Annotated in this window: 15 protein-coding genes; 4 read left to right on the top strand and 11 right to left on the bottom strand. The window is 62.9% G+C overall.

What is annotated here, in order from left to right:
* Positions 1-7 precede the first annotated feature (7 nt).
* From ACODR6_RS19165 to ACODR6_RS19150, 4 genes are all read right to left on the bottom strand, one after another.
* Complete coding sequence (locus tag ACODR6_RS19165) at positions 8-1,087, bottom strand: ABC transporter ATP-binding protein (protein ID WP_489023670.1); 1,080 nt, start codon at positions 1,085-1,087, stop codon at positions 8-10.
* Between the two features lie 43 nt (positions 1,088-1,130).
* Complete coding sequence (gene glpD, locus ACODR6_RS19160) at positions 1,131-2,660, bottom strand: glycerol-3-phosphate dehydrogenase (protein ID WP_489023668.1); 1,530 nt, start codon at positions 2,658-2,660, stop codon at positions 1,131-1,133.
* Between the two features lie 199 nt (positions 2,661-2,859).
* The gene (gene pepT / locus ACODR6_RS19155; protein ID WP_489023666.1) at positions 2,860-4,092 is read right to left on the bottom strand and encodes a peptidase T; all 1,233 of its coding nucleotides are present in this window, start codon (positions 4,090-4,092) and stop codon (positions 2,860-2,862) included.
* 77 nt (positions 4,093-4,169) lie between these two features.
* A complete protein-coding gene (locus tag ACODR6_RS19150) occupies positions 4,170-5,063 on the bottom strand; it encodes a LysR family transcriptional regulator (protein WP_130280980.1) in 894 nt (297 codons plus the stop codon).
* 128 nt (positions 5,064-5,191) lie between these two features.
* Here ACODR6_RS19150 and ACODR6_RS19145 point away from each other — a divergent pair, with 128 nt between their 5' ends.
* The 3 genes from ACODR6_RS19145 (at position 5,192) to ACODR6_RS19135 (ending at position 8,333) form a co-directional block, all read left to right on the top strand.
* Positions 5,192-5,803 carry a glutathione S-transferase family protein gene (locus ACODR6_RS19145; RefSeq protein WP_112717636.1) on the top strand — a complete coding sequence of 204 codons (612 nt, stop codon included), beginning with the start codon at positions 5,192-5,194 and terminating at the stop codon, positions 5,801-5,803.
* 51 nt (positions 5,804-5,854) lie between these two features.
* Positions 5,855-7,909, top strand: a complete 2,055-nt coding sequence (locus ACODR6_RS19140) for a pyridoxamine 5'-phosphate oxidase family protein (RefSeq protein ID WP_489023663.1) — start codon at positions 5,855-5,857, stop codon at positions 7,907-7,909.
* 76 nt (positions 7,910-7,985) lie between these two features.
* Positions 7,986-8,333, top strand: coding sequence for a hypothetical protein (locus tag ACODR6_RS19135; protein WP_489023661.1), 348 nt, complete (start codon positions 7,986-7,988; stop codon positions 8,331-8,333).
* A 671-nt stretch (positions 8,334-9,004) separates the two neighbouring features.
* Here ACODR6_RS19135 and ACODR6_RS19130 read toward each other — a convergent pair.
* The 5 genes from ACODR6_RS19130 to ACODR6_RS19110 all read right to left on the bottom strand — a co-directional run bounded on the left by ACODR6_RS19130 (position 9,005) and on the right by ACODR6_RS19110 (position 13,503).
* A complete protein-coding gene (locus ACODR6_RS19130) occupies positions 9,005-9,643 on the bottom strand; it encodes an alpha/beta hydrolase family protein (RefSeq protein WP_489023659.1) in 639 nt (212 codons plus the stop codon).
* A gap of 40 nt (positions 9,644-9,683) precedes the next feature.
* The gene (locus ACODR6_RS19125) at positions 9,684-9,881 is read right to left on the bottom strand and encodes a hypothetical protein (protein ID WP_112717644.1); all 198 of its coding nucleotides are present in this window, start codon (positions 9,879-9,881) and stop codon (positions 9,684-9,686) included.
* 92 nt (positions 9,882-9,973) lie between these two features.
* Complete coding sequence (locus tag ACODR6_RS19120; protein WP_199625270.1) at positions 9,974-11,353, bottom strand: aspartate aminotransferase family protein; 1,380 nt, start codon at positions 11,351-11,353, stop codon at positions 9,974-9,976.
* Between the two features lie 36 nt (positions 11,354-11,389).
* Positions 11,390-12,886 carry an NAD-dependent succinate-semialdehyde dehydrogenase gene (locus tag ACODR6_RS19115; RefSeq protein ID WP_489023656.1) on the bottom strand — a complete coding sequence of 499 codons (1,497 nt, stop codon included), beginning with the start codon at positions 12,884-12,886 and terminating at the stop codon, positions 11,390-11,392.
* Positions 12,887-13,005: 119 nt separating this feature from the next.
* Positions 13,006-13,503 carry an Lrp/AsnC family transcriptional regulator gene (locus ACODR6_RS19110; protein WP_112717883.1) on the bottom strand — a complete coding sequence of 166 codons (498 nt, stop codon included), beginning with the start codon at positions 13,501-13,503 and terminating at the stop codon, positions 13,006-13,008.
* Positions 13,504-13,663: 160 nt separating this feature from the next.
* Between ACODR6_RS19110 and ACODR6_RS19105 the strand changes: the two genes are divergently transcribed.
* Positions 13,664-13,987 (top strand): DUF6074 family protein, encoded by a 324-nt coding sequence (locus tag ACODR6_RS19105; protein WP_354541143.1) that lies wholly within the window; start codon positions 13,664-13,666, stop codon positions 13,985-13,987.
* 4 nt (positions 13,988-13,991) lie between these two features.
* Here ACODR6_RS19105 and ACODR6_RS19100 read toward each other — a convergent pair whose 3' ends face one another.
* A complete protein-coding gene (locus ACODR6_RS19100) occupies positions 13,992-14,498 on the bottom strand; it encodes a hypothetical protein (protein WP_112717650.1) in 507 nt (168 codons plus the stop codon).
* Between the two features lie 69 nt (positions 14,499-14,567).
* Complete coding sequence (locus ACODR6_RS19095) at positions 14,568-15,599, bottom strand: CorA family divalent cation transporter (protein WP_489023653.1); 1,032 nt, start codon at positions 15,597-15,599, stop codon at positions 14,568-14,570.
* Positions 15,600-15,720 lie beyond the last annotated feature (121 nt).

Genomic DNA, 15,720 nt, shown 5'->3' with positions numbered 1-15,720 from the left:
GAGCCTCCTATGCCCCCTGATCCGGAGTGACGATCGCCCGGCCGTCCGGACCGAAGGCCATCAGGTGACGTGTATCGAGATAGACGGCGATCTCGGTATCGGGATCGATGTCGTGGATGCCATGTGCCAGCATCACCCATCGCACGCCGTTGAAATCGACATGGACGAAGCTTTCGGAGCCGGTGATCTCGGAGATCTGCGTTTTCGCGATCAGCTTCGGCGACGCCTGCGTTTGTGCGGCCAGCGCCAGATGGTGCGGGTGGAAAGCGATGGTGACGGGGCCGTGGGCCATGCCGGAAAGATGCGCCGGCGCAGCGAACTCGACGCCGCTTGCGTGCCGCAGGATCGGGCCGCTCTTGACGACATCGATGAAATTCAGCGGCGGATCGGCGAAGGTCTTGGCGGTGACGAGATCGACGGGGCGGCGATAGACGCCGATCGTCTTGCCGAATTGCGTGACCCGGCCTTCGTTCAGCGTCGCGGTATTGCCGCCGAGAAGCAGAGCTTCCGAGGGTTCGGTCGTCGCATAGACGAAGATCGCCCCGGAGGCTGCGAAGATGCGCGGCAGCTCCTCGCGAAGCTCTTCTCGCAGCTTGTAGTCGAGATTGGCGAGCGGCTCGTCGAGCAGCACGAGGCTGGCATTCTTGACGAGGGCGCGGGCAAGCGCCGTGCGCTGCTGCTGGCCGCCGGAGAGATTGAGCGGCGTACGGTCGAGATAAGGCGTCAGCTTCATCAGGTCAGCGGCCTTGCGCACCTCGATGTCGATGGCCTTGGCATCGCGGCCGGCAATGCGCATCGGCGAGGCGATGTTCTCGTAGACCGACAATGCCGGGTAGTTGATGAACTGCTGATAGACCATCGCGACATTGCGCTTCTGGACCCGCACGCCGGTGACGTCGGCGCCGTCGAAATGCACCGATCCGCTGGTCGGGCGGTCGAGCCCGGCCATCAGCCGCATCAGCGATGTCTTGCCGGAGAGCGTCGGTCCAAGCAGGACGTTCAGCGATCCCCGTTCGAGTGTCAGATCGGTCGGGTGAATGTGGTATTCACCCCCCACCATCTTGGCGGCATTGCGCAGTTCGAGCATTCCGGTTCCCGTGCCTCCTCAAGACGGGGACCACATGCCGTTCCTATCCGGCGAGCTGTGCGGGCAGGGCGGCGATGTACTCCTCCAATGTCTGCATCTGTTCCGTCGTCATGTGTAGTCCGGCCTTCGTCCGCCTCCAGAGAACATCCTCAGCGGTGAAGGCCCATTCGTTCTGCATGAGATAGCGCACTTCGGCCTCATAGAGATCCGACCCGAAATGCCGCCCGAGATCGGCGGTCGAAGCCGCCTTGCCGAGCAGGATGGTGGCCCTGGTGCCGTAGCGGCGCGTCAGCCGCCGCGCATGGGCCGGCGCCAGGAACCGATAGGCCGCCTGCAGCTTGGCCACTTCCGCCTCGTAACCCTGCGCCGGAAAGTCGCCGCCCGGCAGATGGCTTTTCGCCGTCCACGGCGAACCCTTGATGCCGATCGCTTCGCCGATCTTCTCCAGCGCATGTTCCGACAGGCGCCGGTAGGTGGTGAGCTTGCCGCCGAAGACATTGAGGAGCGGCGCGGCATTCGCCTCGCTGCCGTCTTTTCCTTCAAGCTTCAGCACGTAATCGCGCGTCGCTTCCTGCGCCTTCGAGGCACCGTCGTCGAAGAGCGGGCGGACGGCGGAATAGGTCCAGACGATATCGTCGGCCGTGACCGGCTCCTTGAAGTATTCGCTTGCCGCCTTGCAGAGATAATCCGTCTCTTCAGCGGATATCCTGACATCCTTGGGATCGCCGCCATAATCCCGGTCGGTGGTGCCGATCAGGGTGAAGTCGTCCTCATAGGGAATGGCGAAGATGATGCGGTTATCAGGGTTCTGGAAGAAATAGGCCTTGGGACCGTCGAACTTCTTCCTGACGATGATATGGCTGCCCTGGACGAGGCGGACATGGCGGGCCTCGTTCTGGCCAAAGGCTGAACGGATGACGTGATCGACCCAGGGACCGGCGGCATTGACCAGCATGCGGGCCTGATGCGTCTCGCTGCGGCCCGAGAGCGTATCCACCGTCTCGACGACCCACAGCCCATTCTCGCGCCGCGCCGACACCACTTTGGTCCGCGGCATGATCAGCGCGCCCTTGTCGGCGGCGTCCCTGGCGTTCAGCACCACCATGCGGGCATCGTCGACCCAGCCGTCGGAATATTCGAAGGCTTTCGTAAACAGCGCCTTCAAGGGCTTGGCTGCCGGATCGCGGCGCATGTCGAGCACCGATGTCGGCGGCAGGAGCTTGCGGCCGCCGAGATGATCATAAAGGAACAGACCCAGCCGGATCAGCCAGGCCGGGCGGATGCCGCCCTTGTGATAGGGCAGGACGAAGCGCATCGGCCAGATGATATGCGGCGCCATCGCCCAGAGCACTTCGCGCTCCATCAGCGATTCCCGCACGAGGCGGAACTCGTAATGTTCGAGATAGCGGAGCCCGCCATGGATCAGCTTGGTGGCGCCCGATGAGGTGCCGGAGGCGAAGTCGTTCATCTCCGCCAGCGCCACCGAATAGCCGCGCCCCGCCGCATCACGCGCGATCCCGCAGCCGTTGATGCCTCCGCCGATCACGAATAGGTCGTGCAGTGTTTGGCCCACATTCCCCTCCCGTGCGTGCCATCAGTTTCGATTACCCTCCCCGGCAAACCGAAACTTGAGAGACTAGAAGTGAAGATGAACCGAATGTCAAACGAATGTTTGCGGGGGCCGAAAACGATCTCAGGGGCGTGAAACATTGCTCAGCTGTGCAAAGAGCGAAAATCCAGCTTTCGGATTGAGTTAGCGGTTTGACGGGCCCTCAGGCCCGCTCTTCCCAGATCTTGGCTGTTTCGACGATCGTCGCCACGGCCTTTTCCATATCCTGGATGCTGACCCATTCGAGCGGCGAGTGGAAGGCATGGCCGCCGTCGAAAATGTTGGCGGTGGGCAGGCCCATGAAGGAGAGGCGCGAACCATCGGTGCCGCCGCGGATGCTGCCGCGCACCGGGTTCATTCCGGCTCGGCGGATCGCCTCGATTGCGTGTTCGACGATCTCCGGATTGCGGTCGAGCACCGATTTCATGTTGCGGTACTGGTGTTTGACCTTGAACGTGTAGGAGGAGCCGGGATAGGCGGCGATGACCTCCTTGACGATCCCTTCGAGCAGTGCCTCCTTCTCGGCAAGGCCCTCATCGACGAAATCGCGGATGATGAAGCCGAGCTCGGCCTTTTCCATCGATCCCGTCACGCCGGTCGGGTGGATGAAGCCTTCGCGGCCGGATGTGGTCTCGGGGGCGATATGCTTCGGCAGCTTGGCGATGATCTCCCCGGCGATCTTGATGGCATTCTCCATCTTGCCCTTGGCAAAACCCGGATGCATGGCGACACCCTGGATCGAGATCTCGACGCCGTCGGCCGAGAAGGTCTCGTCCTCGATCTCGCCGGCGGTCGAGCCGTCGATCGTATAGGCGAATTCGGCGCCGAGCTTCTTCAGGTCGACCTTGTCGACACCGCGGCCGATTTCCTCGTCCGGCGTGAAGAGGATCTTGATGGTGCCGTGCTTGATCGAGGGATTGTCGACCAGAACCTTCGCCGCCGTCATGATCTCGGCAAGGCCGGCCTTGTCGTCGGCGCCGAGCAGCGTCGTGCCGTCTGTCGTGATGATATCGTTGCCGATCTGGTCCTTCAGCGTCGGATGATCGGAGACGCGGATCACCTGTTGTGGATCGCCGGCGAGCCGGATGTCGCCACCCTGATAGTTGCGGACGATCTGCGGCTTGACATTGGTGCCGGTGAAATCGGGCGCCGTGTCCATATGCGAACAGAAGCAGATGACCGGGACGGTCTTTTCCGTGTTGGCCGGGATCGTCGCGTAGACATAGCCATGTTCATCCAGATGCGCGTCCGAAAGGCCGATCTCCAGCAGTTCCTCGACCAGCACGCGCCCGAGATTCTTCTGCTTTTCGGTGGAGGGCTGGCTCTTCGATGTCGGGTCGGACTGCGTGTCGATGACGGCGTAGCGCAGGAAGCGGTCGAGAACGGAGCTGGTCATGGGGTCATCCGGTGATTGCCTGTGGGGAAGACCGGTATAGACCGTGACGGCGCCAAGGTGAACGACGTTTTGTGCTTTCAGCGGAGGACAGCACGCAGGCGCGGCGCGGCGAAATCCAGGAATACCCTGAGCTTCAGCGGCAATACGCCCTGCGACAGATGCACGAGATGGACGGGCGAAGGCTGCTGCTCGAACTCTTCCAGCAGCGGTACCAGCAAGCCGCCTTCGACGGCGCGTTTTGCCTGGTAGGAGAGGACCCGGGTAATCCCGAGGCCCGCCACCGCAGCATCGACGGCGGCTTCCGCCGTGTTAACCGACAGCCGCGGGTGGATCGGCGCGGCGATCTCCTGATCGTTTTCCCGCAGCGTCCAGAACTGCGCCGAAAAGATGCCCTCGAAGGAAACGCAGGCGTGATCGGCAAGCTCGCGCGGATGCGCCGGACGGCCGTGGCGCCGGAGGTAATCGGGACTGGCATAGATCGTCCGGCGGATACTGCCGAGCCGGGTGGCGATCAGGTTGTTTTCCGAGAGAGTGCGGATACGTAGCGCCACATCGATATGCTCGTCTGCCAGGCTGACCGGCCGGTCGCTCATCGTTAGCCGCATGTTGATGTCGGGGAATGCCTTCAGGAAGTCGGTGATCACAGGCAGGACATGCAGCCGTCCGAAAACGATCGGCGCCGTCATCGTCAGATCGCCCTTGGGGGAGAGATACTCGCCGGATGCGCGCCGCTCCGCTTCCTCGACGCGGCCCAGGATCTCGCGCGCCGCGCTCACATAGCCTTCGCCTGCTTCCGTCAGCGAGATCCGGCGATTGGTGCGCCTGATCAACCTGATGCCGAGATGGGCCTCGAGCTCGGAAATCTTGCGGCTGACCGTCGGCAGCGGCGAGTGCAAGGCGCGCGAGGCCGCCGACAGGCTGCCGTTCTCCACCACGGCTAGAAGCACGCTCATCGCATCGAGACGATCCATTTTGCCTTCCGGAAAATGAGAGGATGATTATCGAAATCACTATCTACTACAGGAAATCGGAAATCACTAGGTTTCTTCGCAGGTCATCTGGGCCAACCGCTTCAACCCGCTGCGAAAGGAACCCCGCCATGAAGCTCTATCATTTCCCACTCTCCGGCCATGCGCACCGCGCCGTGCTTTTTCTCTCGCTCCTCGGGGTCAAGGCGGAGCTGATCGAAGTCGATATCCCCAATGGCGAGCACAAGTCGCCGGAATATCTGAAGATCAATCCGTTCGGCCAAGTGCCGGTGCTCGACGACGATGGCGTGATCGTCAACGATTCCACTGCGATCCTCGTCTATGTCGCCAAAAAGCTCGGCCGCAAGGACTGGCTGCCGGATGACCTGCCTTCGGTTGCCAAGGTGCAGAAGTGGCTTGCCGTAGCGGCAGGCGAGATTGCCTACGGCCCGGCCGCGGCCCGTCTGATTACGGTGTTCGGAGCGAACTTCCGTCCTGAAGAAGTGATCGCCCGTGCGCATCGTATCCTGACGCTGATCGATGCCGAGCTCGAAAAACACCGCTTCATCATCGGCGACCGTCCGACGATCGCTGACATCGCGCTCTACAGCTACATCGTCAACGCACCGGAAGGGAATGTCGATCTGACGCCCTACCAGGAAGTGCGCAACTGGCTCGCACGGATCGAAGCCCTGCCGGGCTTCGTCGAATTCCGCAAGACCGCAGCCGGTCTTGCTGCCTGATCGCAGGCTGCGGCCGGAATTGTCCGGCCGCTTTTCTCACAGGAGGCACCAATGCTTGATGGCGTCGAAAAACCAGCTTCGCCCTGGCATGAGGGCGAAATCGAGTTGCAGCGGAGCGTTGGCGTCGCCGAACAGATGGAACCTGTCGGCCGCCGGGTGCTGCGCACCTTCCTGCTTGATCAGCATCGCGAGTTCTATCCGCTGCTGCCCTTCATCGCGATCGGCAGTGTCGATCCCGATGGTTGGCCCTGGGCGACGATCCGCGCCGGAAAGCCGGGTTTCATGCATTCGCCCGATCCGCTGACGCTGACCGTCGAAGCCGGCCGCGAGTCAAGCGATCCGGCAGAGCGCGGCATGGAAGACGGCGATCCGATCGGCCTTGTCGGCGTAGACCTCATCACCCGCCGCCGCAACCGTCTGAACGGCACGGTCAGCCGCAGCAGCGACGACCGCTTCGATGTCGGCGTCGGCCAGAGCTTCGGCAACTGCCCGCGCTACATCCAGAACCGTTATTTCGAGTTCGTCCGCGATCCGGCCGCGCCATCTTCCTCCACGGCAATCGCCTCCGACGGACTGGATGCGGCAGCGCGCAAGATCATCGAAGAGGCCGACACATTCTTCGTCGCCTCCTATGCCGATCGTCCCGATGAAGGGCGGCAGGTCGACGTCTCGCATCGCGGCGGCAAGCCGGGCTTCGTGCGGATCGAAGCCGATGGCAGCCTCACCGTGCCTGACTTCAACGGCAACCTGTTCTTCAGCACGCTCGGCAATTTCATCATCAACCCGCGCGCCGGCCTCGTCTTCGTCGATCACGAGACCGGTACCGTGCTGCAGCTGACGGGCAGCGTCGAGGTCATTCTCGACTCGCCGGAGATTGCCGCGTTCGAGGGCGCGGAACGGCTGTGGCGCGTCAAGCCTCAGAAGATCGTGCTGCGGCCGGATGCCTTGCCGCTGCGCTGGACCTTTGCCGAAAACGGCTTCTCGCCGAGCAGCCTGATGACCGGCAGCTGGATCGAGGCCGACCGCCGTCTGAAGGCGGCGGCCAAGGCCAGGGCATGGCGGACATTCCGCGTCGAGAAAGCGGTCGACGAGAGCGAGACGATCCGCTCCCTCTATCTGGCGCCCGTCGATGGCGACGCTTTGATCCCTCATCTGGCCGGTCAGCATCTGCCGGTGAAGATCGCCGACGGCGATGAGGCGCTGCGCCGCAGCTATACGATCTCAAGCGCACCATCAGACGGTTATTACCGGCTGAGCGTCAAGCGCGAGGGCAGGGCATCGCAACGGCTTCACGCGCTGCAGCCGGGCGACGAGATCGAGGCGATGGCGCCCGGCGGCGCCTTCACGATCGAGGCCATGGAGCGCAAGCGGCCGGCCGTGCTGCTGGCCGCCGGCATCGGCATCACGCCGCTTCTGTCGATGCTGCGTCATGTGGTGCACGAAGGCGACCGCACGCGCCACCGCCGCCCTATCTGGCTGTTCCGCTCGTCGCGGACGCGCGCCGAACGTGCCTTCGATCGCGAGATCGCCGAACTGGTCGAGCGCAGCCAGGGCACCGTCCATGATATCCGGGTGCTGAGCACTCCCGCCTCCGGCGACGAGGGCAGCTATGACGCTGCAGGCCGGATCGATATGGATCTGTTGAAGGCACATCTGCCGTTCGGCGATTATGATTTCTATCTCTGCGGCCCGGCCGCCTTCATGCAGTCGGTGCACGATGGCTTGCGTGGGTTGAACGTTGCGGAAGAGCGTATCCATGCGGAAGCCTTCGGTCCCTCGGCGCTGAAGCGTGATGCCAAACCGGTCGCTGCAGCAGCAGCGCCCTCAAAACCGGCGGCCACCGAGCCGTCGCGGGTGATCTTCACACAGTCCGCCAAGGAAGCGCGCTGGAAGCCGGGTGACGGATCGCTGCTGGAATTTGCCGAAGCGCGCGGGCTGACGCCCGCCTATGGCTGCCGCGCCGGCAATTGCGGCGATTGCAAAACGCGGATCGTAAAGGGCGATGTCACCTATATCACGGAGCCGAGCTATCCCGTCGAAGCGGGCCAGGCGCTGATCTGCAGTGCGGTTCCGGCCGAAGGCGGCGCCCTGCATCTGGAGCTCTGAGGCGGGCTCACTGCCTTGTGAACGAACAATCCTCGCGGTCGCCGGTTAGCCAGATGACATCAGAGGAGTTTTCAAGATGTTGAAATCGCTCATCACGGCATCGTTCATCGCCGCCTCAATGGCATCCGCGGCGCTTGCCCAGACGACGGTCAGCCCCCCGGGCGGTGCATCCGGCGGTGGCATGACCGGATCGCACCAGTCGATCAGCCCCAATATCGGCGGCGGTACGACCGGCCGAACGGCAACCGATCCCGGCATCACCAACAGCACCATCAACCCCGGCACCGTCGATCTCAACAAGGGTGGCCGGACCATCAATCCGGGTGGCGTCAACCGGGCCATTCCCCCGTCTATCCCGTGCGCCGGACAGCAAAACAATGGCGGCGATGCTGCCGGCACAATGGCGCCCGATTGCGCGCAGTAAAAAGCTTCGAAACGATGATAAAGGCCCGCTCTAACATGCGGGCTTTCTTGCATTAACCTGGCCTATACCAAGAAATGCGATACTCGTTTTGCGTTCTTTACCAGGTGGCACACGTTGATGGAAAATCTGTCCCACTATCAAACAGGAGGGACAGCATGAACGCTGCACCAAATTACGGTCTGATAGGTCTGGTAAGCGTAACAATGATCGTTATTGCTGCCGCCGTTTTGACTTACGCCGCGTGAGTCAAACAGACCATGTCATATCGCGCCAAATCTCATAAGGCGCTTGGCGAAGGCATCTCCCGGGCCTCGTTAAGCTTACCCCGTAACCACCATATCAGCATTCACTTGAATCCTTGATATTTCAAGGCATTCTCCGGCCGTGGCCACACAGCCGGTTGAAGTATTGCGTACCGGCTTCCTAGTACGCCCGCCTCCCTGCTTTACCGGGAGGCGGGTGTCCTTTGGGCAACAGCTCTATGCATTGCGAAGAATCCGCGCAAAGGCGAATAGACCCTCTTGAAATTCCAAAACCGTGACGCTATCTAGCGCTCACCACCCGTATCGATGGCCTGCGCGGCTGACCTCTGGTCCGCTGAGCTTTCGCCGTCCGGGCAATAAAGAAAAGGCGCTCCCCTCTGGGTCGAGCGCCTTTTTCTTTTTCGGCAGTCATTTCAGGTTCGCCGCCCAGGCGGAGACTTCGCGGCCCAGCGTCTGCAGATGATCGGCGGCCGAGAAGCCTGAGAGCTTCTTGCGCGGCACCAGATCGTGGTCGCCATCTTCCAGCCAGAGTATGCGGATCGCCTTGGAAAGTGTGTAACCCTCGACCTCCGGTCGGGTGCCGAAAGGATCGCGGGTGCCCTGGACGATCAGCGCCGGGGTCCGGAGGTTTTCCAGATGCGCGGTGCGCAGTTGCGCCGGTTTTTCCGGCGGATGGAAGGGATAGCCGAGGCAGAGGAGGCCGGCGATCTTGCCTGTGGCATGAAGCTCGTCGGCCACCATGCTGGCAACCCGCCCGCCCATCGACTTGCCGCCGATCACCAGCTTGCTCTTAGCGCCGAGCGCCGCAACGGCATCGCGATATTCCGGCTGCAGCGTCTCTGCCTTCGGCGGGGGCTTTCGCTGATCCGAGGTGCGGCGCGCCGCCATATAGCCGAATTCGAAACGGGCGACGCGGAAACCGGCATCGGCGAGTGCTGCCGCAGCAGCGTTCATCGACTTGGAATCCATCGGCGCACCCGCGCCGTGGGCGAGTAGGATGGTGGTTCCGGCATCATCGGGGCCGGTGATGAGAAAGCGGCTGTCCATCAGGACGTTCTACCGCCTGACGAACTGTCCGGCCAGTCCCTCAATGGAAACGCGGCAGGTCGGGAAGGTTGGAAAATTCCTCGGTGAGGATCTCGGTCAGCGCCACCAGCACTTCCTTGCGTGAAAAGCCGGCTGCCTCGAAACGATCGATCAGATCGACGGCGTCAAGTTCCACTTCGCCGCGGCAGTGCTCGACGCGATCTGCAGATACCAGCATTGCTTCCTCAAGTGTCAGCATCTTCGTGCTCCCTTCTGAATAAGCAACTTTCGAGAGCGCAGTTGGTTCCGCGTTCTCGGAGGGGAGCCCGCACGTCGCGGGCTCCGCCAAGCTCAGAGAGACTTGAAGACCGTATCGATGGCGCCAGCTGCCGCCTTGACGACGATATCGGCCTCCTCGCGGGTCAGGCAGAGCGGCGGTGCGAAGCCCAGGATGTCGCCCTGCGGCATAGCGCGGCCAATGACGCCGCGCTCGAGAAGGGCGGCGGCAATCTGCGGGCCGACCTTGCGGGAGACGTCGAAGAATTTGCGGTCGTCCTTGTCCTCGACGAATTCGATCGCCGCCATCAGGCCGTCGCCGCGCACTTCGCCGACATGCTTGTGAGAGCCGACGGCCTTGGCGAGTTCGCTGCGGAAGTACGCGCCGGTCTCGCCGGCATTCTTCACGAGATCGAGCTCGTCGATCAGTTCGAGATTGGCGATGCCGGCCGCCGCGCAGATCGGGTGCGCCGCATAGGTCCAGCCGTGGCCGATCGCGCCCATCTGATCGGAACCCTGGACCAGCACCTGCCAGACCTTGTCGGAAACGATGGTGCCGGAAAGCGGCGCGTAGGCCGAGGTGAGGCCCTTGGCGATGGTGATGAGACCTGGCTTCATGCCGTAGTGATCGGAGCCGAACATGGTGCCGAGGCGGCCGAAGCCGGTGACGACTTCGTCGGCGACGAGCATCACGTCATACTTGTCGAGAACCGCCTGGATCTTCTGCCAGTAGCCCTTCGGCGGCGGCACGATGCCGCCGGTGCCGAGGATCGGCTCGCCGATGAAGGCGGCAACCGTATCCGGGCCTTCAGCAAGGATCATCTCTTCCAGCTTGTCGGCGCAATATTGCGAGAACTGCTCCTCATCCATCGAGCGGTCAGGGCGGCGGAAGTAATAGGGCGCTTCCGTATGCAGAACCGGTGCGCGCGGCAGGTCGAAGGCCTTGTGGAAGAGTTCGAGCCCGGTCAGCGAGCCGGTCATGACGCCGGAACCGTGGTAGCCGCGCCAGCGCGAGATGATCTTCTTCTTCTCCGGCCGGCCGAGGATGTTGTTGTAGTACCAGATCAGCTTGATGTTGGTCTCGTTGGCATCCGAACCCGACAGGCCGAAATAGACGCGGCTCATGCCTTCAGGCGCCCGGTCGATGATCATCTTCGACAGCGTGATCGAGGCTTCCGTGCCGTGGCCGACATAGGCGTGGTAATAGGCGAGGTTCTTTGCCTGGTTGGCGATCGCATCGGCGATCTTCTGACGGCCGTATCCGACATTGACGCAATAGAGACCGGCAAACGCATCCAGGCTGGTGCGGCCGTTGGTATCGGTGATGTAGGCGCCTTCACCCGAGGAAATGACGCGCGTCGGCGTCTCGCCGCGGGCATGCATGCCCATATGCGTCGAGGGGTGGAAGAAGTGGTCGCGGTCCCAGGCGTTGAGTTCGTTGCTTCTGTCGAGCATGGCTGATGTCCTTGATGTCTGGATTGGGAGGACCGCTTACGCGGCAGTGTCGATGCAGAGGTATTTGAGCTCGGTGAAGGCCTCGATGCCATGGCGCGAGCCCTCGCGGCCGATGCCGGATTGCTTCCAGCCGCCGAAGGGGATCGGGCCGCCTGTGATCTTCACCCGGTTGATGGCGACCATGCCGTATTCCAGCGCCCGGCCGAGCCGCATCTGGCGCGCGCCATTGGCGGTCACGACATAGGCGACGAGGCCGTATTCGGTATCGTTCGCCTTGGCGACGACTTCCTCTTCGCTGTCGAAGACCGTGATCCCAGCGACCGGGCCGAAGGTTTCTTCGCGCATGATCAGCGCGTCAGCCGGAATGTTCGAAAGCAGGGTCGGTTCGTAGAACAGTTTGCCGGCCTTGTGGCGCTTGCCGCCAGTGATGAGCTTGGCGCCGCGCTTCAGGGCGTCCTCGACCTGTTCCTCGACCTTGGCGACGGCCCGCTCATGCATGAGGGGACCGATCTCCGCATCCGCCGAGAAGCCGTCGCCGACCTTCAGCTGGCGGATGCGCGACGCGAAAGCCTGTTCGAAACGCGGGGCGATCGAGCGATGCACGAAAATCCGGTTGGCGGCGAGGCAATCCTGCCCCGACGTCGCGAACTTGGCATCGATGGCGATCTTCACGGCCTGCTCGACATCGGCGTCCTCGAAGATGATCAGCGGCGCGTGGCCGCCGAGTTCCATCACCAGCCGCTTCATGGTCGGCGCGCATTGTGCCGCAATCAGCCGCCCGATACCGGTCGAGCCGGTGAAGCTGACGGCACGCACCCGGTCGTCCTCGCAGAGGCGCCCGACGATAACAGCGGCATCGCCGGTAACGACGTTGAAGACGCCGGCGGGAATGCCGGCACGCTCACCGAGTTCGGCGAGAGCCAGTGCAGAGAGCGGCGTTTCGGAGGAGGGGTGGGCAACGACGGTGCAGCCTGCTGCAAGTGCCGCGGCCGCCTTGCGGGTGACCATGGCAGAGGGGAAATTCCAGGGGGTGACGATCGCGGTGACGCCGAGCGCCTCGCGGCGCACGATCATTTCGGCGCCCGGAAGGTGGCTCGTGACATTCTCGGCATTCAGCCGTTTGCCTTCCTCGGCATACCATTCGATGAAGGATGCGGCATAGTCGATCTCGCCGAGAGACTCGGCGAGCGGCTTGCCCTGCTCGAGCGTCATGATCAGCGCCAGATCGTCCTTGGCGGCGAGCATCAGATCGTACCATTTTCTGAGGATGCGGGCGCGCTCCTGCGGCAGCAGTCCGCGCCAGGCGGGCAGCGCCCGCGAGGCGGCATCGATGGCCGCGGTGGTCTCGGCGGCGCCGAGGCTTGCGACCCAGGCGACGGTCGCGCCGCTTGCCGGGTCGGTGACCTCGAAGCTCTTGTTATCGGCAGCGGACGTCCAGCGGCCATCGCAATAGGCGAGGTCGCGCAGCAGATGCCTGTCCTTGAGACGCGAAAGCGCCTGATGAAAATCGGGGCGGGCAAAAACCGCGGTCATGTCCTGTCTCCTCGTTACCGACACCGAAGTCTTTCACGGGAGGAGGCGAGATTTTGTCCTTTGAGGGCGCTTCAAACAGAGAGATTGTCTAAGGCTGAGCGCCGGGCCGCATGATCTCTCTATGCGTCGTTCGAGGTTTCGCCCGGCTGTACCAGAGCGGCGACCGGCAGCACGGTCTCGTCCTTGACCGTCTTGGTGACGATATAGGTGAAATAGCGCTCGATCCCGAGCTCGCGGTCGAGCAGCCCGTCGATCAGCCGCTGGTAGGCATCGATATCGGGGGCGGCGATCCGCAGGAAGTAATCGACCCCGCCGCCGACGGACCAGCAGCCGACGATTTCGGGGATACCGGCGATCGCCCGCTCGAAGCGTTCGAAATCGCTCTGCCGGTGGTTGGCCAGCGTCACCTCGACCATGACGCTGGCGACCGGGGCGATTTTGCGCAGCGCGATGCGGGCATGATAGCCGGTGACGATCCCTGCCTTCTCGAGCTTGCGCAGCCGCATCCAGCAGGGCGTCGGCGAAAGGCCGGCCTTTTCTGCCAAAGCAAGTTTGGTAATGCGGCCATCCCGCTGAATCGCATCGAGAATTCTGAGGTCGATGGCGTCTAACTTCATGATCTTTCCGGGCTTGCAAATCATTTCATGAGCGAAGCGCGACAATGGAAGCGCATTTTGCCGTCGTCAATCCGGCGATCGAAATCGCTGTCTTCCTGTGCGCAAGCAGTCGTTAACCATCGCCGGTCTAACGATTGTGCTGACAAAACGGGATGATTCGATGGATGCCTCTCCTGCGGCGCTTCTGGCCGCTCTCAAGAACAGCGAACTTTTGATCGTGCGTGACGTGACCAAGGCGGGCGATGTCGATCGCTGTGCCGAGACGCTCGATAACCTGCATGGCGAGGCAGCCGTGACATTCTGGAAGGCCGAATGCCGCCGGCTGGCGGACGAGCTCGGCCAATGCGGCCTGTCGGAAGACGCCGTGCGCGATCGCGTCCTCGATTTCCAGGCAACGGTGCAGACGGCGCTCGTCCAGCGCCATCAGGCACGGGCTCTCTCGGCAACGCGCGCCGAGCAGCAGAAGAAGCGCCGCACAGCCTGAACCGTCACTGCCGGCGCAGGCTGATCTCGCTTGTGGTCACCGACTTGCCCGACGCCGGATCCTTGTCGATCGTCTGGATCAGCAGCTGACTGTTGCCGCGCTTGCGGATCGTCATGTTGGCATTGCGGTCGCCGTTGACGAGCCGCGCCCAGCGCACAGCGAGATTGATCACATCCCCCTGGCGGCTGCCCGAGAGCTGCGACGGCGAGCCGGACGGGCCGGTATAGTTGCCGGAATAGCGCGTGCCGCGCGCCGAGAGGTCAGCGGAGATCGCCCGGTTGACCACCAGAAGACCCCGGCAATTGCCTCGCATCGAGATCGAGGCACCCGGTGCATCTATATTGAATTTGCAGGAAACATTGATCGGCGAGCTGCCGATCTTTCTGAGCACCTTGCCGGTGCCTGTCCAGCTGCCGCTGAGCGGCTGCAGGAAACCCGCCTCGTCGGCGGCGGCCGGAGCGGCGGCACAGAGACCGGCAAGAACTGCAATAAGACGTGCTTGACGACGCATGATCTCAATCCCCCTGAGCGGAATTGGGACAGAACGCGGTCCATCACCCGCCGGTTCCGCGCCCGGCACTCAAAGCCAGTTGATGCGCTTCAGCACGTAGAGCGTGGCGACCGAAGTCGCCGCCACGAAGGCGACGATGATGATGAAGGCCCAGGTGTCGTTGACCCCTGGAATGCCGCCGACATTCATGCCGAAGAGGCCGGCCACCACGCTCGGCGGCAAGAGCAGCGCCGCAAGCGCGGCAAGCCTGTTGGAGTTGCGGGCGATGCGCTCGCTGATGACGGTCGAAAGGTCGTCATGCAGGATGCCGGTGCGGTCGCGGATCGCGTCGAGATATTCGATGAAGCGCATCAGCTTGTCGATGACCTCGCGCATCCGGAGCTTGTCGCGCTCGGCAAGCCAGGGCGCATCGTCGTGCTCGATACGGTTCAGCGCGTCACGCTGCGGAGCGAGATAGCGGCGCAGCTGAACGGCGCGGCGGCGCAGCAGCTTGAGCCGCTCGCGCACTTCGGCGGCCTCGCCATGAAAGATCAATTCATCGAGCTCGTCGACTTCCTCGTCCATCTGGTCAAGAACGGGCTCCAAGTCTCTGACAAGCTTGTCGCTCACGAGCGCCAGAAGTTCGCCGGTGCGCTTCGGCCCCTTGCCCTTTTCCAGCGCCTGGCGGATGTCGCGCAGCGCCGTGATATAGTGTCCGCTGTCGCGCAGGGTGATGACGCGGTTTTCATCCACCCAGGCATGCAGCGGGACGAGATCGAGATCGACGGGCGCGTCTTCGGCCTCTTCGGGCGGTGCCGCGCAGACGCCGCGCAGGATGATCAGCAAACCGTCGTCGACGGGCTCGACACGCGGGCGGGATTCGTCTTCCAGCAGGGCATCCGTCACCAGCGGATCTAGGCCGCCACGCTCGGCAACCCAAGCGGCCGCGGCAACGTGATCGCGTTCCAGGTGAACCCAGAGAATGCCATCGGCAGGCTTCCAGTCGCGCAGACCGGAGGCACCGATCTCGCGACAGCCGCCCTTGCCGTCGAGTAGCACCGCAAAGCGAATGCCCGGCTCGGCGCCGTAATTCAGCTGGATCTTCGGGGCCGCAATTTCCATCCGCTCGCCATCCTCCCGTGGAATGCAAAAAGAAAGCGAAATCATACGCCTATATGCGCATGGTTTAGCACTTCGCGAGGGCAGACGGAACTACAGTTTCTGATCGGTGATTGCCCGCCCG

Source organism: Rhizobium sp. FG96 (genome assembly GCF_057808655.1).
The sequence above is the reverse complement of the archived record's forward strand: the minus strand, read 5'-3'. Positions and strand labels throughout refer to the sequence as shown.

What these genes read in the sequence shown, in the direction of transcription:
- ACODR6_RS19165 (WP_489023670.1), bottom strand. Translation starts at nt 1,087, where the DNA reads ATGCTCGAACTGCGCAATGCCGCCAAGATGGTGGGGGGTGAATACCAC.
- pepT (WP_489023666.1), bottom strand. Translation starts at nt 4,092, where the DNA reads ATGACCAGCTCCGTTCTCGACCGCTTCCTGCGCTACGCCGTCATCGAC.
- ACODR6_RS19150 (WP_130280980.1), bottom strand. Translation starts at nt 5,063, where the DNA reads ATGGATCGTCTCGATGCGATGAGCGTGCTTCTAGCCGTGGTGGAGAAC.
- ACODR6_RS19145 (WP_112717636.1), top strand. Translation starts at nt 5,192, where the DNA reads ATGAAGCTCTATCATTTCCCACTCTCCGGCCATGCGCACCGCGCCGTG.
- ACODR6_RS19140 (WP_489023663.1), top strand. Translation starts at nt 5,855, where the DNA reads ATGCTTGATGGCGTCGAAAAACCAGCTTCGCCCTGGCATGAGGGCGAA.
- ACODR6_RS19135 (WP_489023661.1), top strand. Translation starts at nt 7,986, where the DNA reads ATGTTGAAATCGCTCATCACGGCATCGTTCATCGCCGCCTCAATGGCA.
- ACODR6_RS19130 (WP_489023659.1), bottom strand. Translation starts at nt 9,643, where the DNA reads ATGGACAGCCGCTTTCTCATCACCGGCCCCGATGATGCCGGAACCACC.
- ACODR6_RS19125 (WP_112717644.1), bottom strand. Translation starts at nt 9,881, where the DNA reads ATGCTGACACTTGAGGAAGCAATGCTGGTATCTGCAGATCGCGTCGAG.
- ACODR6_RS19120 (WP_199625270.1), bottom strand. Translation starts at nt 11,353, where the DNA reads ATGCTCGACAGAAGCAACGAACTCAACGCCTGGGACCGCGACCACTTC.
- ACODR6_RS19115 (WP_489023656.1), bottom strand. Translation starts at nt 12,886, where the DNA reads ATGACCGCGGTTTTTGCCCGCCCCGATTTTCATCAGGCGCTTTCGCGT.
- ACODR6_RS19110 (WP_112717883.1), bottom strand. Translation starts at nt 13,503, where the DNA reads ATGAAGTTAGACGCCATCGACCTCAGAATTCTCGATGCGATTCAGCGG.
- ACODR6_RS19105 (WP_354541143.1), top strand. Translation starts at nt 13,664, where the DNA reads ATGGATGCCTCTCCTGCGGCGCTTCTGGCCGCTCTCAAGAACAGCGAA.
- ACODR6_RS19100 (WP_112717650.1), bottom strand. Translation starts at nt 14,498, where the DNA reads ATGCGTCGTCAAGCACGTCTTATTGCAGTTCTTGCCGGTCTCTGTGCC.
- ACODR6_RS19095 (WP_489023653.1), bottom strand. Translation starts at nt 15,599, where the DNA reads ATGGAAATTGCGGCCCCGAAGATCCAGCTGAATTACGGCGCCGAGCCG.